The sequence below is a fragment of the Neisseria subflava genome (assembly GCF_024205745.1).
GTDB classification, from domain to species: Bacteria; Pseudomonadota; Gammaproteobacteria; order Burkholderiales; family Neisseriaceae; genus Neisseria; species Neisseria flavescens_B.
This window is the reverse complement of sequence record NZ_CP073117.1, coordinates 1,169,358-1,184,034: the sequence shown is the minus strand read 5'-3', so window position 1 is coordinate 1,184,034 and position 14,677 is coordinate 1,169,358. Positions and strand designations below refer to the sequence as shown.

Below are 14,677 nucleotides of genomic sequence, written 5' to 3'. Positions count from 1 at the left end.
TCGCCTTTGGTATCGTCGGGACTAGGCAATTCTGCATATGCGTAAATAGCATTATTCTCTTTCCTTTTTTTCTCATCCCATTTCCAATACCGAGGATTATTGTGCAAAGTCTGCAAACCCCAGTTAAACTGATCTTTATATTGCGCTAAAACCTGCTTTAATGCCGATTTTGCAATATTGATTTTTTATTCTCATCACGGACATGATAATCACCCTTAGCATCAGCCAACATACTGCCCGAGTCATCAATCAAAAACATAATATTGTGTTTGACTTTAGGCTGGCCGCTGACGTCGGTTTTGTTTTGCAGGTAAAAAGGAGTTTGGGCAAATTGCTGCGTATTTGCCTGAACGGAAATACTGATGAGTGCTAAAGCGGAAGCGACGCTTGCATGAATGAGGCGATGGCGGCCTGATGGAGCGTTTTGCATAATGTGTTCTTTTTTCATCGGATAATCTCAGTTAAAAATGACGTTGTTTTTATTTTTTATAAGGTTACGATTCTAGCATAAACAGCCTGTTTCATGTTTGATTCGGCTGAATTTCCCTACACCTGCATTTCAAACACAACAAAAATGAAACAATCTGCCTGCTCAGCTTTCAGACGACCTGACTGAATATTTAGTTCAACCTTATTCATCAAGCATTCCAAAAGCAAGGGACTGTACCGTAAAGATAAAACGTTTTTAAATTATCGATTATTTGCTCTACGCTTGAAATTCCTATTACTTTGACTTAAAATACACTGCTTCTACGGCATAGACCGCTATGTCTGAAAAAGCACGTTACACAGCAAAATCAAAGCTGCGGAGCGTGTTTTTTTTTAGCCGAGATTTCCGAAGGCTGTCTTTTTTGTAAACAATTTTTATTTTTCAGACGGCCTGACCCATTTTTTTCGAACCGACCATCATCAGGCAAACAGGATTCCATCATGACCACTCCGGCTCTTCTCGTTCTCGCTGACGGCAGCGTATTTCACGGCACATCAATCGGTTACGAAGGTTCGACTTCCGGCGAAGTCGTGTTCAACACTTCCATGACCGGCTATCAGGAAATCCTGACCGACCCGTCCTACTGCAAACAAATCGTTACCCTCACCTACCCACACATCGGCAACACCGGCACCAACGCCGAAGATGAAGAAAGCCGCAGCGTTTACGCCGCCGGTTTGATTATCCGCGACCTGCCGCTCTTGCACAGCAACTTCCGCGCATCCGAAAGCCTGCACGACTATTTGGTACGCAACAAAACCGTCGCCATCGCCGACATTGATACCCGCCGCCTGACCACCCTGTTGCGTGAAAAAGGTTCACAAGGCGGTGCAATCTTGACCGGTGCGGATGCCACCGTTGAAAAAGCACAAGAACTGATTGCCGCATTCGGTAGCATGGTCGGCAAAGACTTGGCAAAAGAAGTTTCCTGCACAGAAACTTACGAATGGACAGAAGGCGAATGGGAATTGGGCAAAGGTTTTGTTACACCTTCCGAACAGCCTTACCACGTCGTTGCCTACGATTTCGGCGTCAAAACCAACATCCTGCGCATGCTCGCCTCACGCGGCTGCCGCCTGACCGTTGTTCCCGCACAAACCAGCGCGGAAGATGTCTTGGCACTCAATCCTGACGGCATATTCCTGTCTAACGGCCCCGGCGACCCCGAGCCTTGCGACTACGCCATCAAAGCCGTACAAAAACTGATGGAAAGCGGCAAACCGATTTTCGGCATTTGCTTAGGACACCAACTGATCAGCCTCGCCATCGGTGCGAAAACCCTGAAAATGCGCTTCAGCCATCACGGTGCCAACCACCCTGTACAAGATTTAGACAGCGGCAAAGTCGTCATCACCAGCCAAAACCACGGTTTCGCCGTCGATGCCGACACTCTGCCCACCAACGCACGCATTACCCACAAATCCTTGTTCGACAACACCTTGCAAGGCATCGAACTGACAGACAAACCTGTATTCTGCTTCCAAGGCCACCCCGAAGCCAGCCCGGGCCCGCAAGACGTCGGCTATCTATTCGACAAATTCATTGACAATATCAAAGCAGCAAAACAATAAAGCTGATTTTTTCAGACGGCCACACTCAACTCGACAACAGGCCGTCTGAAAACCAAACTTCAAAAATATAAATTCAGCCCCCTCTCAACATCTGTACAGCCTGAAAACCCAATCGTCTAATCAGAAAGGAAAACCAATGACTGAAAAACAAATGCACATTCTTTCCGTCACCGCCACCCTGGCCAGCGTCGGTATGTACGTTTCTTATATCCCGCAAATCCAAAACAACCTTGCCGGCAACCCCGGCTCGCCGTTGCAACCCCTCGTCGCCGCCATCAACTGCACATTATGGTTTGCCTACGGCTTTTTGAAAGAAAAACGCGACTACCCCATCATACTGGCAAACGCCCCAGGCATTATTTTGGGTTTGATTACATTTATCACTAGTTTTTAAGGAAGTTTTCAGACGGCCTGTGCAAATCAACATCTGTACAGCCTGAAAACCCAATCGTCTAATCAGAAAGGAAAACCAATGACTGAAAAACAAATGCACATTCTTTCCGTCACCGCCACCCTGGCCGGCGTCGGTATGTACGTTTCTTATATCCCGCAAATCCAAAACAACCTTGCCGGCAACCCCGGCTCGCCGTTGCAACCCCTCGTCGCCGCCATCAACTGCACATTATGGTTTGCCTACGGCTTTTTGAAAGAAAAACGCGACTACCCCATCATACTGGCAAACGCCCCAGGCATTATTTTGGGTTTGATTACATTTATCACTAGTTTTTAAGGAAGTTTTCAGACGGCCTGTGCAAAATAAAAACGCAAACGGTCGTCTGAAAAAAGTGGCCAAAATATCAATAGCAGGAATTTTTCAGGTAGTTTTTTATCGCAAGGCAGATGGAACAAACCCCGCGAGCGTTTTTTCAGACGGCCTTTGAACCCATCGGTAGGGTGTGTGCCGCAAGGCGCGCATGCGGTGGATTGGGGTTGCAGGGACAATGGAAAACGCGTGCGTGCGTACCGCACACACCCTACATGCGGGCTACGGCTTGCTTGTTTAATTATGATTAATAGGAGATTATGTTATGAGCCCTACAGACTTTGTGTTAAGTATTATTGCCAGTATTCTTGCAAATAAGGTAGGAAATTCCAACGATATTACACAAAATCAAAATACTGAAGAAAGAGCAAAAGAGCTCATAAAGAATACTGAAATATCTGATGTTAATGACACATCTAAAAAGTCTGAAAAAAGCCGATTCATATCTTTTGATCAAGGTAAAATTTTTGAATACATTCCATTACTTGAAGAACCAAGAATACATATTCTTTTTGAATCAGAACCAAGTACTTTTTATCATTTACCAGCAATAGTATTAGAGTGTATTAAAACAAAACAATGGTATGTATTCAGACGAGGAAGAATCGCTGCTGAAGGAATTGGAGGAGGATGGAACAACTTCCAAAATTATGTTAATTCATTCAAAAAACAAAATATTAATTGTTATTTATGGCTGATTGAACAAAACTTATTAAATGATTTAGAAAGTGGCTTGAAATTATGGACTGAAATATCTTCATCAAAAATTCCATTATTAGCTACAAAATTAAGCCACTTAAACGATAGATTTAATGAAATAAAATAAGAGACCCACCATGCCCAAACGTACCGACCTAAAATCCATCCTTATCATCGGCGCCGGCCCTATCGTTATCGGTCAGGCCTGCGAATTTGACTATTCGGGCGCACAGGCCTGCAAAGCCTTGCGTGAAGAAGGCTATAAAGTCATTTTGGTAAACTCCAACCCCGCCACGATTATGACCGACCCTGAAATGGCGGATGTTACCTACATCGAGCCGATTATGTGGCAGACGGTGGAAAAAATTATCGCCAAAGAGCGTCCTGACGCAATTCTGCCCACGATGGGCGGTCAGACTGCGCTGAACTGTGCGCTGGATTTGGCGCGCAACGGCGTGTTGGCGAAATACAATGTCGAGTTAATCGGCGCAACGGAAGACGCGATCGACAAGGCGGAAGACCGCGGCCGCTTTAAGGAGGCGATGGAGAAAATCGGCCTCTCCTGCCCGAAATCCTTTGTCTGCCACACGATGAACGAAGCCTTGGCGGCGCAGGAACAGGTCGGCTTCCCGACGCTGATTCGTCCTTCTTTCACCATGGGCGGTTCGGGCGGCGGTATTGCCTACAATAAAGACGAATTTTTGGCAATTTGCGAACGCGGTTTTGATGCGTCGCCTACGCATGAATTGCTGATTGAGCAGTCCGTTCTCGGCTGGAAAGAGTACGAAATGGAAGTTGTACGCGATAAAAACGACAACTGCATCATTATCTGCTCGATTGAAAACTTTGACCCGATGGGCGTGCATACCGGCGACTCTATTACTGTTGCGCCTGCACAAACATTGACTGACAAAGAATACCAAATCATGCGTAATGCTTCGTTGGCAGTATTGCGCGAAATTGGTGTGGACACGGGCGGCTCGAACGTGCAGTTTGCGGTGAACCCTGAAAACGGCGAGATGATTGTGATCGAGATGAACCCGCGCGTGAGCCGTTCTTCCGCGTTGGCATCTAAAGCAACGGGCTTCCCGATTGCCAAAGTAGCAGCCAAACTGGCGGTCGGCTTTACGCTGGACGAGTTGCGCAACGACATTACCGGCGGTCGCACTCCTGCGTCATTCGAGCCTTCCATCGACTATGTGGTAACCAAAATCCCGCGTTTTGCGTTTGAAAAATTCCCCGCTGCAGACGACCGCCTGACCACGCAGATGAAATCGGTGGGCGAAGTGATGGCGATGGGCCGCACGATTCAGGAAAGCTTCCAAAAAGCCTTGCGCGGCTTGGAAACAGGCTTGTGCGGCTTCAATCCGCGCAGCGAAGACAAAGCGGAAATCCGCCGCGAACTGGCCAACCCGGGCCCTGAGCGTATGCTGTTTGTAGCCGATGCGTTCCGTGCAGGCTTTACTCTAGAAGAAATCCACGAAATCTGCGCCATCGACCCTTGGTTCTTGGCGCAAATTGAAGACTTGGTGAAAGAGGAAAAATCAGTTTCAGACGGCCAGTTGCAAGACTTGGATTATGCCGCTTTACGCCGTCTGAAACGCAAAGGTTTCTCTGACAAACGTTTGGCACAATTGTTGAACGTAAGCGAAAAAGAAGTCCGCGAACACCGTTACGCACTGAACCTGCATCCGGTTTACAAACGCGTCGACACCTGTGCCGCCGAGTTTGCCACCGAAACCGCCTATCTCTACTCCACTTACGAAGAAGAATGCGAATCCCGTCCTTCCGACCGTAAAAAAGTGATGATTCTCGGCGGCGGTCCAAACCGTATCGGCCAAGGTATCGAATTTGACTACTGCTGCGTTCACGCCGCACTCGCCCTGCGCGAATCCGGTTTTGAAACCATCATGGTCAACTGCAACCCGGAAACCGTATCCACCGACTTCGACACCAGCGACCGCCTATACTTCGAGCCGCTGACATTGGAAGACGTGCTGGAAATCGTCCGCACTGAAAACCCATGGGGCGTGATTGTTCATTACGGCGGTCAAACCCCGCTCAAACTCGCCAACGCATTGGTTGAAAACGGCGTAAACATCATCGGCACATCTGCCGACAGCATCGACGCCGCCGAAGACCGCGAACGCTTCCAAAAAGTGTTGAACGACTTAGGCCTGCGTCAACCGCCCAACCGCATCGCCCACAACGAAGAAGAAGCCCTCGTTAAAGCCGAAGAAATCGGTTATCCGTTGGTTGTCCGTCCTTCTTACGTACTCGGCGGCCGCGCCATGCAGATTGTTCACTCTGCCGAAGAGTTGCAAAAATACATGCGCGAAGCCGTACAAGTTTCCGAAGACAGCCCTGTATTGCTCGACTTCTTCTTGAACAACGCCATCGAAGTGGACGTAGACTGCGTTTCAGACGGCCAAGACGTCGTGATCGGCGGCATCATGCAACACGTCGAACAAGCAGGTATCCACTCCGGCGACTCCGGCTGTTCATTGCCTCCATACTCATTGGATGAAGAAATTCAAGATGAAATCCGTCGTCAAACCAAAGCCATGGCATACGCACTGGGCGTAGTCGGCTTGATGAACGTACAGTTTGCCGTACAAGACGGCGTAGTCTTCGTACTGGAAGTGAACCCACGCGCCAGCCGTACCGTACCGTTCGTATCCAAAGCCACCGGCGTACCGCTCGCCAAAGTTGGCGCACGCGTGATGGCAGGCATTTCGCTGAAAGAGCAAGGCGTAGAAAAAGAAGTCATCCCAGACTTCTACGCCGTAAAAGAAGCCGTGTTCCCATTCATCAAATTCCCGGGTGTGGACACCATTCTCGGCCCTGAAATGCGCTCTACCGGCGAAGTGATGGGCGTAGGCGCAAGCTTCGGCGAAGCCTACTTCAAAGCCCAACTCGGCGCTGGCGAACGCTTGAGCACAACAGGCAAAGTGTTCCTCGCCGTACGCGACGAAGACAAACCGCTCATCGTCAAAACCGCACAAAACTTCCAAGCACTCGGCTACGGTGTCTGCGCCACACGCGGTACCGCCGAATACTTGAAAGAACACGGCATCATCGTGCAAGCGGTCAACAAAGTGCAGGAAGGCCGCCCACATATCGTGGACGCAATTAAAAACGGCGAAATCGCCCTGGTGGTCAACACCGTCGGCAGCACAGTACAATCTGTTACCGACAGCCACAGCATCCGCCGCACTTCCCTTACCCAACGCGTACCGCAATACACCACCATCGCCGGCGGCGAAGCCATGAGCGAAGGCGCAAAAAGCCGCGAGCACTTAGGCGTATACAGCGTACAGGAATTGCATGGCCGTCTGAAAAACAAAGCCTAATCAATCCTATCGGATTTAAATAGTTAAAAGGCCGTCTGAAATCTGATTGCTCAGTTTCAGACGGCCTTTTCATATTTCAAATTCCAACCGTCTGTCCATCAAAACAACCTTTTCTGCCATCTCTAAACAAGCAATAGCAACATGAAATATAATTTCGTTATTGATTGGATTCATACGACAAAATTGTTGTTTTTTCATCATAATCCAAAAATATCGAGTTTAACGCCTATTCTCCTTGCTTTATAATGGCCGTCTGAAATAAAAATACAATTAAAGCAGAAGCATGTCTTTGCCACTTAAGCAGATTTGCATAATTAAATATATGCTTTAATCATAATAATGATAAAATAATACGGCTTTCCTCTAAATTAAAGGGAAAACTGCACAAGAAACGGAAAATAAAATGAGTGTCGGATTATTGCGTGTTTTGGTTCAAAGCCAGACCATCTCAAATCAACAAGCGGAACATTACAACAGCCTTTTACAATCAGGCAAAGAAATCCTGCCCAACCTGTTTTCAGACGGCATCATCTCCCCTAAAGCTTTGGGAGAGTTAGTCGCGCGCGTATTCAGTTATCCCCTTTTGGATTTGCGCTACTACCCGCGCAATAATGTAGTCAGCGACATTCTGACGGAAGAGCAAATGGTGCAAAACCGTTGCATTCCGATTTTCAAACGCGGACGCAAGGTTTATTTCGCCGTATCCGATCCGACCCAAATCCAAAACTTCCAAAAAATCGCTTTTGCTTCAGGTTTAAGTGTCGACTTGGTAGTGGTTCCCGACGACCAGCTCAGCTCATTGCTGGAATGGCTGGGTCAACGCTCAACCACCATTCTGAAAGAAATCAACGACGAACATGAAGCAACCCAGCAATCGCAATCGCTTTATATCGATAACGAAGAAGCTGAAGACGGCCCTATCCCCCGTTTCATCCACAAAACCTTATCCGATGCCCTGAACGCGGGTGCATCGGATATCCACTTTGAATTCTACGAACAAATGGCGCGCGTTCGTTTCCGTGTGGACGGACAATTGCGCGAAGTCGTACAACCTCCTGTCGCAGTGCGCGGCCAGTTGGCATCGCGTATCAAAGTGATGGCGCGTTTGGATATTTCCGAAAAACGTATTCCGCAAGACGGCAGAATTCAAATTGCCTTCCATAAACACGGCCGTCCGATTGACTTCCGTGTCAGCACTTTGCCGACATTGTTTGGCGAAAAAGTGGTGATGCGTATCCTAAATTCCGATGGTACATCGCTCAATATCGACCAGCTCGGTTTAGAGACTTTCCAAAAAAAAATGCTGTTGGAAGCCATCAACCGCCCTTACGGCATGGTATTGGTTACCGGTCCGACAGGTTCGGGCAAAACCGTTTCGCTCTATACCTGCCTGAGTATTTTAAACACGGAAGATGTGAACATTTCGACGGCAGAAGATCCGGCCGAGATTAACCTACCGGGCGTCAACCAAGTCAACGTCAATGAGAAACAAGGTCTGACGTTTGCCGCCGCACTCCGGTCCTTCTTACGTCAAGATCCTGATATTATTATGGTCGGTGAGATTCGTGACTTGGAAACCGCCGATATCGCCATTAAAGCCGCCCAAACCGGCCACATGGTTTTCTCGACCCTGCATACCAATAATGCACCGGCCACGCTGTCCCGCCTTTTGAACATGGGTGTAGCGCCTTTCAATATCGCCAGCTCGGTCAGCCTGATTATGGCGCAAAGGCTGTTGCGCAGACTGTGTCCAAACTGCAAACGCGAAGTTGAACGCCCGCCGGTTCCGGCATTGAAAAAAGCTGGCTTTACCGATGCGGACTTGGCTCAAGATTGGAAACTCTACCGCCCGGTTGGTTGCGACAGCTGCCGCGGCAAAGGCTTTAAAGGCCGCGTCGGTATTTATGAAGTCATGCCGGTCAGCGATGAAATGCAAAAAGTCATTATGAACAACGGTACAGAAGTTGATATCATGAACATGGCCTATCAGGAAGGCATGGTAGACTTGCGTCGTGCCGGCCTCATGAAAGTCATGCAAGGCCTGACCTCGTTGGAAGAAGTAACTGCTCATACCAATGACTAAACTGCCATATTTTCAAAATTAAAATAAAGCGGCACGGGGAAACAGTCCGCTTTATTTCTTACTAACAAGGGATAACTCATGGCTCAAGCAGAGCAAAAAAGAAGTCTGTTCGGCTCAAGAAGCAAAGGCAAGCGTTTTACATTTGAAGGAAAAAATACCGAGACCGAACGTCTTGTTCGTGGTGAAGTAGTTGCCAAAGACGAAGAAGAAGCACGCAAAAAACTCCAACGCAGAGGCATTCGTCCTTTGCGTATCAGCAAAGTCAAAACCGCACGCAAACGCCGTATTACCCAAGAAGACATTACAGTGTTCACCCGCCAACTGGCAACGATGATGAAGGCAGGCTTACCGCTGATGCAGGCTTTTGAAATCGTTGCGCGCGGCCACTCCAACCCGAGCATGACCGAAATGCTGATGCAGGTTCGTTCCGATGTCGAACAAGGCAGCGCATTGGGTAAATCGTTCTCCAAATATCCAAAATATTTCGACCGTTTCTATTGCAATCTGGTCAGCGCAGGCGAGTCCGGCGGCGTATTGGAAAGCCTATTGGACAAACTGGCTGTTTATAAAGAAAAAACCCAAGCCATTAAGAAAAAGGTTAAAACCGCGCTGACCTACCCGATTGCTATTATCGTGGTAGCCATCGCGCTTATCTTCATCATGATGATGTTTGTACTGCCTGCCTTTAAAGAAGTTTATGCCAATATGGGTGCAGAGCTGCCAGACCTTACCCAACTCGTCATGAACTTGTCTGATTTATTTGTCGATTACGGCTGGATTATGATCATCCTTTTGATTGCTTCCGCCTTCGGCCTGTACAAACTCCATGAGAAATCGCCCACCTTCCAAAAACGAATCGATGCTTTGATTTTGAGGCTGCCTGTTTTTGGCGCCATCGTCCGAAAAGCGACCATTGCCCGTTGGGCGCGTACGACTTCTACCCTCTTCGCAGCCGGCGTTCCTTTGGTGGAAGTATTAGATTCAGTTGCAGGCGCATCCGGCAATATTCTCTATGAAGAAGCCACTCAAGACATCCGCGCCAAGGTAACCCAAGGTCTGTCGCTGACATCCAGTATGCAAAGTACAGATATGTTCCCCAACATGGTGATCCAAATGGCGGCCATCGGCGAAGAGTCAGGCTCTTTGGACGATATGCTGAACAAAGCAGCCGAATTCTACGAAGATGAAGTAGACAACTCCGTCACCCGATTGTCTCACTTGATGGAGCCTATCATCATGGTGGTATTGGGTTCGCTCATCGGTATTTTGCTGATTGCCATGTATCTGCCGCTGTTTAACTTGGGTAATGTCGTAGGTTGATATGCTTGATAGTATTTACTCTGCCATCGACGCCCTCTCCGTTCTTGCGCCATTCGCTATTCCTTTAGCCGTTATTTTAGGATTACTGATTGGTAGCTTTCTGAACGTCGTCATTTATCGCACGCCGATAATGATGGAGCGTGAATGGACACAATTTTCCAAAGAGCATTTGGGCATCGAGCTGACAGATGAAGAAAAACAGCCATTTAATCTACGCAAACCGGATTCACGCTGCCCAAAATGCAAAAGTCCGATCAGAGTTTGGCAAAATATACCCATCCTCAGCTATGTTTTCCTAGGTGGGAAATGCCACGCCTGCAAAACCCATATCAGCATACGCTATCCGTTGATTGAGCTGCTGACAGGTGTCTTATTCGGTATTGTCGCGTGGCAATACGGCTGGTCATGGGCAACTATTGGCGGATTAATTCTGACTGCCATATTGATTGCGCTGACCTTTATCGATGCCGATACGCAATATTTGCCCGACAGCCTGACTCAGCCCCTAATTTGGATCGGTCTGCTATTTAATCTGAATGACACATTCGTGCCCCTGCATTCAGCCGTTTGGGGAGCGATCGCAGGCTATATGAGCCTTTATACTTTATGCGCCGTCTATAAACTTCTGACCGGTAAAATCGGCATGGGCAATGGCGACTTCAAACTTTTGGCCGCACTCGGGGCATGGCTGGGCGTAGGTATATTGCCTGTTCTGATCTTCATGGCTGCCTTAGTCGGTCTGGTGGGCGCACTCATTGCCCGTGTCGGCAAAGGCCAATATTTTGCTTTTGGTCCCAGCCTTGCTGTGGCAGGATGGATTATTTTGGTTGCCAATGCACCTATTACCCAACTGGTACAATGGTGGCTCGTACAATCAGGATTCCGATAATGACATTATGGATAGGCTTAACCGGCGGTATCGGTAGCGGCAAATCATCTATCGCCCAAATGTTTGCCGAACTTGGCGTACCCATTATCGATGCCGATGCCATCAGCCGCTCACTGACCGCTGAAAACGGCGAAGCCCTTCCTGCCATCCGCGAGTTTTTTGGCGATGAGTTTTTTGATCATGAAGGCCGTCTGAATCGTATGGCTTTACGAGAAGAAGTTTTCAGACGGCCTCAATCCAAAAAACAACTGGAAAACCTGCTTCTGCCATTAATCTTAAACAAAATCCAACAGCAGAAACAACAACTTACCTCCTCCATATACAGCATTGTCGATGTGCCGCTTTTGATCGAGAATCCGGCATTTAAAGCGGAGACCGACCGTATTTTGGTCGTAGATGTTCCAGAGTCCGTCCAAATCGAACGCGTACACCAACGCAATGGTTTCTCAGAAGAACAAACGCGTCAAATCATGGCCACCCAAGCTTCTCGAACTGACAGACTGCTGCATGCCGACGATGTATTGGATAATACCCATAGCATGGAAGAAGCAAAAATCAAGGTTGCCCGCTTGCATCGATACTATCAATCCATTGCACAATCACTGAAAGAAACTGCATGACCGCTCCTGTTGTAAAATGTCCAACCTGCCACAAAGAAGTCGTTTGGAACACCGACAGCCCCTACCGCCCTTTCTGCAGCAAACGGTGTAAACTCATTGATTTAGGCGAATGGGCACAAGAAAAATACACTGTTTCTTCGGAAGACGATCCCTTTTCAGACCTGTTGGACGGCAAATAAACTACGCCGCTTCCTTCAGCCTATCCAAAACAGGCTCAAAACAGTAAAATACCCTCTTTATTCCAATCTATTCCATCCACCATGCTCACCTTCCAACAAATTATTTTCAAATTACAAAACTACTGGGCAGACAAAGGCTGCACCGTTATCCAACCTTTCGATATGGAAGTCGGTGCCGGTACTTCGCATCCAGCCACCTGCCTGCGCGCATTAGGCCCAGAGCCTTGGTTTGCCGCTTACGTTCAACCCAGCCGCCGCCCCAAAGACGGCCGCTATGGCGACAACCCCAACCGCCTGCAACACTACTATCAATTCCAAGTTGCACTCAAACCTGCACCAGCCAATATTCAAGACCTATACCTCGATTCCCTGCGCGAATTGGGTATCGACCCTAAAGTACACGACATCCGCTTTGTCGAAGACGACTGGGAAAACCCTACTCTCGGCGCTTGGGGTTTGGGTTGGGAAGTTTGGCTCAACGGCATGGAAGTAACCCAATTCACCTACTTCCAACAAGTCGGCGGTATCGACTGCTCCCCTGTACTTGGCGAAATCACCTACGGTATCGAGCGTCTCGCCATGTATCTGCAAGGCGTGGAAAACGTGTACGACCTCGTTTGGGCAAAAACCCTTGATGGCAACATCGTAACTTACGGCGACGTTTATCATCAAAACGAAGTCGAACAATCCACCTACAACTTCGAATACAGCGATGCCGATTGGCTCTTGCACCAATTCAACGACTATGAAGAACAAGCCAAACGCCTGCTTGCAGTTGAAGACACCAGTCTTGCCCTGCCTGCTTACGAGCTTGTACTCAAAGCCGGTCATACGTTCAACCTCTTGGATGCACGCGGTGCCATTTCCGTTACCGAACGTGCAACCTATATTGGCCGTATTCGTGCACTGAGCCGTATCGTTGCACAAAAATTCGTTGAAAGCCGCGAAAAACTGGGCTTCCCATTGCTTAAGAACCAATAAGCCCGCACATGCTTACTACGCCGCCCTTTGATACATTCAAGTGGCGGCGTTTCTATTTTCAGACGGCCTTGACGTCGATGCCATCGCAAACACTTCCTGCCTGCTTTCAGGTAAAATAAGCCCTTTATTACATAAGCCGTCTGAAAACATGAGTTCATCCTCTTCTGCAAAAACTCCCTTTTTCTTACTTTCCCTCGTTGCCATCATTCTTGACCAACTGAGCAAATGGGAAATCTTGAAACACTTTACCGAAGGCGAACGCCTCAATATCATTCCAGACTTTTTTGACCTGACCCTTGCCTATAATCCAGGCGCGGCATTCAGTTTTTTGGCCGACCAAGGTGGCTGGCAAAAATTCTTCTTTTTAGGTCTGGCCGTCGTTATCAGCCTGTATTTGACCCGTGCCATCTGGCGTGATGAGTTTGGCCGCTGGGGCAAACTGGGGGCTGCCATGATTATCGGCGGCGCGATTGGCAATGTGGTTGACCGTCTGATTCACGGCCACGTTGTCGATTTTCTGCTTTTCTATTGGCAAAACTGGTTTTACCCAGCATTTAACATTGCCGACAGCTTTATCTGCGTTGGCGCAGTTTGCTTGGTATTAGATGGTTTGCTGCACAAAAAAACACCTTCAAACGACACAAAGGCCGTCTGAAAACGGAACACACATGACTCAAAAAACCATTATCCTTGCCAATCCCCGCGGCTTCTGTGCCGGTGTTGACCGTGCCATCAGCATTGTTGAACGTGCAATCGAAGAATTCGGTGCACCTATTTACGTCCGCCATGAAGTTGTTCACAACAAATTCGTCGTGGACAATCTGCGGGCAAAAGGTGCCGTATTTGTCGATAACTTGGCGGATGTCCCAAAGGGTGCCACACTGATTTACTCTGCTCACGGCGTATCCAAAGCCGTACAGGAAGAAGCGGCGCAACGTGGTTTCCGCGTTTTTGATGCTACCTGCCCTCTGGTAACCAAAGTCCATAAAGAAGTAGCCCGCCTTGATGAGCAAGATTACGAAATCATTATGATCGGCCACAAAGGCCACGTCGAAGTTGAAGGCACGATGGGACAATTACCCCCGGGCAAAATGTTTCTGGTTGAGACAGTGGAAGATGTGGCCGGACTGAACGTCAAAAATCCTGACAAACTTGCCTACGTCAGCCAAACCACTTTATCGGTGGATGAAACCAAAGACATCATTGCGGCCTTAAATCAACGCTTTCCCAATATCCGCAATCCGCACAAAGAAGACATCTGCTACGCTACAACCAACCGCCAAACTGCCGTTAAAGAATTGGCTGAAGAATGCGATATCGTAATTGTTGTCGGCTCGCCCAATTCTTCCAACAGCAACCGCTTGCGTGAAGTAGCCGCATTGCGCGGAGTTGATGCCTATATGGTCGATAATGCTTCCTATCTGAAAAAAGAATGGTTTGAAAACAAAACCAAAGTCGGTGTCACTGCCGGTGCATCCGCACCCGAAGTCTTGGTTCGAGAAGTATTACAAACCATTCAAGACTGGGGACATGAAACTATACGCGAAGGTGAAGGTACAGAAGAAAGCATTGTTTTTGTCTTGCCTAAAGAGTTGCGTCGCGAGGGTGAAAACAAGCAAATCCTAAATAAAGGGTAAGTTTGTTATTTACTTTATTTGAAAACTTAAGGCCGAGACCTTTGCAAAATTCCTTTTCCCCCAAACAGCCGAAATCCAAACACAGGTTTTCG

15 protein-coding genes are annotated in these 14,677 nt (G+C 48.1%); 13 read left to right on the top strand and 2 right to left on the bottom strand.

What is annotated here, in order from left to right; translation table 11 throughout:
- Positions 1–157: 157 nt before the first annotated feature.
- Positions 158–430 (bottom strand): hypothetical protein, encoded by a 273-nt coding sequence (locus tag KCG55_RS05810; protein WP_254322312.1) that lies wholly within the window; start codon positions 428–430, stop codon positions 158–160.
- A 500-nt stretch (positions 431–930) separates the two neighbouring features.
- On the opposite strand from KCG55_RS05810, the gene carA reads away from it, so the two are divergent.
- From carA to KCG55_RS05795, 3 genes are all read left to right on the top strand, one after another.
- On the top strand, positions 931–2,061 hold the full coding sequence (gene carA / locus KCG55_RS05805; protein WP_254322311.1) for a glutamine-hydrolyzing carbamoyl-phosphate synthase small subunit: 1,131 nt from the start codon (positions 931–933) through the stop codon (positions 2,059–2,061).
- A gap of 136 nt (positions 2,062–2,197) precedes the next feature.
- A complete protein-coding gene (locus KCG55_RS05800; RefSeq protein ID WP_254322309.1) occupies positions 2,198–2,455 on the top strand; it encodes an SWEET family sugar transporter in 258 nt (85 codons plus the stop codon).
- Between the two features lie 78 nt (positions 2,456–2,533).
- Positions 2,534–2,791 (top strand): SemiSWEET family transporter, encoded by a 258-nt coding sequence (locus KCG55_RS05795; RefSeq protein WP_049225703.1) that lies wholly within the window; start codon positions 2,534–2,536, stop codon positions 2,789–2,791.
- 8 nt (positions 2,792–2,799) lie between these two features.
- Here KCG55_RS05795 and KCG55_RS05790 read toward each other — a convergent pair whose 3' ends face one another.
- Positions 2,800–3,030 (bottom strand): hypothetical protein, encoded by a 231-nt coding sequence (locus KCG55_RS05790; RefSeq protein WP_254322307.1) that lies wholly within the window; start codon positions 3,028–3,030, stop codon positions 2,800–2,802.
- A 59-nt stretch (positions 3,031–3,089) separates the two neighbouring features.
- On the opposite strand from KCG55_RS05790, the gene KCG55_RS05785 reads away from it, so the two are divergent.
- From KCG55_RS05785 to ispH, 10 genes are all read left to right on the top strand, one after another.
- Positions 3,090–3,650: a hypothetical protein gene (locus tag KCG55_RS05785; protein WP_254322306.1), complete on the top strand. Its 561-nt coding sequence runs from the start codon at positions 3,090–3,092 to the stop codon at positions 3,648–3,650.
- Between the two features lie 10 nt (positions 3,651–3,660).
- Positions 3,661–6,876 carry a carbamoyl-phosphate synthase large subunit gene (gene carB / locus KCG55_RS05780; protein WP_063069315.1) on the top strand — a complete coding sequence of 1,072 codons (3,216 nt, stop codon included), beginning with the start codon at positions 3,661–3,663 and terminating at the stop codon, positions 6,874–6,876.
- A gap of 403 nt (positions 6,877–7,279) precedes the next feature.
- Positions 7,280–8,959: a type IV-A pilus assembly ATPase PilB gene (pilB, locus tag KCG55_RS05775; protein WP_254322304.1), complete on the top strand. Its 1,680-nt coding sequence runs from the start codon at positions 7,280–7,282 to the stop codon at positions 8,957–8,959.
- A 78-nt stretch (positions 8,960–9,037) separates the two neighbouring features.
- Positions 9,038–10,279, top strand: coding sequence for a type II secretion system F family protein (locus KCG55_RS05770; RefSeq protein WP_254322302.1), 1,242 nt, complete (start codon positions 9,038–9,040; stop codon positions 10,277–10,279).
- Position 10,280: 1 nt separating this feature from the next.
- Positions 10,281–11,168, top strand: coding sequence for a prepilin peptidase (locus KCG55_RS05765; RefSeq protein ID WP_254322300.1), 888 nt, complete (start codon positions 10,281–10,283; stop codon positions 11,166–11,168).
- A complete protein-coding gene (gene coaE, locus KCG55_RS05760; protein WP_254322299.1) occupies positions 11,168–11,788 on the top strand; it encodes a dephospho-CoA kinase in 621 nt (206 codons plus the stop codon). The genes KCG55_RS05765 and coaE overlap by 1 nt, the downstream gene beginning before the upstream one ends.
- On the top strand, positions 11,785–11,967 hold the full coding sequence (gene yacG, locus KCG55_RS05755; RefSeq protein WP_003682475.1) for a DNA gyrase inhibitor YacG: 183 nt from the start codon (positions 11,785–11,787) through the stop codon (positions 11,965–11,967). The genes coaE and yacG overlap by 4 nt, the downstream gene beginning before the upstream one ends.
- An 81-nt stretch (positions 11,968–12,048) precedes the next feature.
- A complete protein-coding gene (gene glyQ, locus KCG55_RS05750) occupies positions 12,049–12,948 on the top strand; it encodes a glycine--tRNA ligase subunit alpha (protein ID WP_070824173.1) in 900 nt (299 codons plus the stop codon).
- 148 nt (positions 12,949–13,096) lie between these two features.
- Positions 13,097–13,603, top strand: a complete 507-nt coding sequence (gene lspA / locus KCG55_RS05745; protein ID WP_254322297.1) for a signal peptidase II — start codon at positions 13,097–13,099, stop codon at positions 13,601–13,603.
- 13 nt (positions 13,604–13,616) lie between these two features.
- Positions 13,617–14,585 carry a 4-hydroxy-3-methylbut-2-enyl diphosphate reductase gene (gene ispH, locus KCG55_RS05740; protein WP_254322296.1) on the top strand — a complete coding sequence of 323 codons (969 nt, stop codon included), beginning with the start codon at positions 13,617–13,619 and terminating at the stop codon, positions 14,583–14,585.
- Positions 14,586–14,677: the final 92 nt, after the last annotated feature.

Excerpts from the sequence above, each read along its gene's own strand:
- KCG55_RS05810 (WP_254322312.1), bottom strand. The coding sequence starts at position 430 with ATGCAAAACGCTCCATCAGGCCGCCATCGCCTCATTCATGCAAGCGTC.
- carA (WP_254322311.1), top strand. The coding sequence starts at position 931 with ATGACCACTCCGGCTCTTCTCGTTCTCGCTGACGGCAGCGTATTTCAC.
- KCG55_RS05800 (WP_254322309.1), top strand. The coding sequence starts at position 2,198 with ATGACTGAAAAACAAATGCACATTCTTTCCGTCACCGCCACCCTGGCC.
- KCG55_RS05795 (WP_049225703.1), top strand. The coding sequence starts at position 2,534 with ATGACTGAAAAACAAATGCACATTCTTTCCGTCACCGCCACCCTGGCC.
- KCG55_RS05785 (WP_254322306.1), top strand. The coding sequence starts at position 3,090 with ATGAGCCCTACAGACTTTGTGTTAAGTATTATTGCCAGTATTCTTGCA.
- carB (WP_063069315.1), top strand. The coding sequence starts at position 3,661 with ATGCCCAAACGTACCGACCTAAAATCCATCCTTATCATCGGCGCCGGC.
- pilB (WP_254322304.1), top strand. The coding sequence starts at position 7,280 with ATGAGTGTCGGATTATTGCGTGTTTTGGTTCAAAGCCAGACCATCTCA.
- KCG55_RS05770 (WP_254322302.1), top strand. The coding sequence starts at position 9,038 with ATGGCTCAAGCAGAGCAAAAAAGAAGTCTGTTCGGCTCAAGAAGCAAA.
- KCG55_RS05765 (WP_254322300.1), top strand. The coding sequence starts at position 10,281 with ATGCTTGATAGTATTTACTCTGCCATCGACGCCCTCTCCGTTCTTGCG.
- coaE (WP_254322299.1), top strand. The coding sequence starts at position 11,168 with ATGACATTATGGATAGGCTTAACCGGCGGTATCGGTAGCGGCAAATCA.
- yacG (WP_003682475.1), top strand. The coding sequence starts at position 11,785 with ATGACCGCTCCTGTTGTAAAATGTCCAACCTGCCACAAAGAAGTCGTT.
- glyQ (WP_070824173.1), top strand. The coding sequence starts at position 12,049 with ATGCTCACCTTCCAACAAATTATTTTCAAATTACAAAACTACTGGGCA.
- lspA (WP_254322297.1), top strand. The coding sequence starts at position 13,097 with ATGAGTTCATCCTCTTCTGCAAAAACTCCCTTTTTCTTACTTTCCCTC.
- ispH (WP_254322296.1), top strand. The coding sequence starts at position 13,617 with ATGACTCAAAAAACCATTATCCTTGCCAATCCCCGCGGCTTCTGTGCC.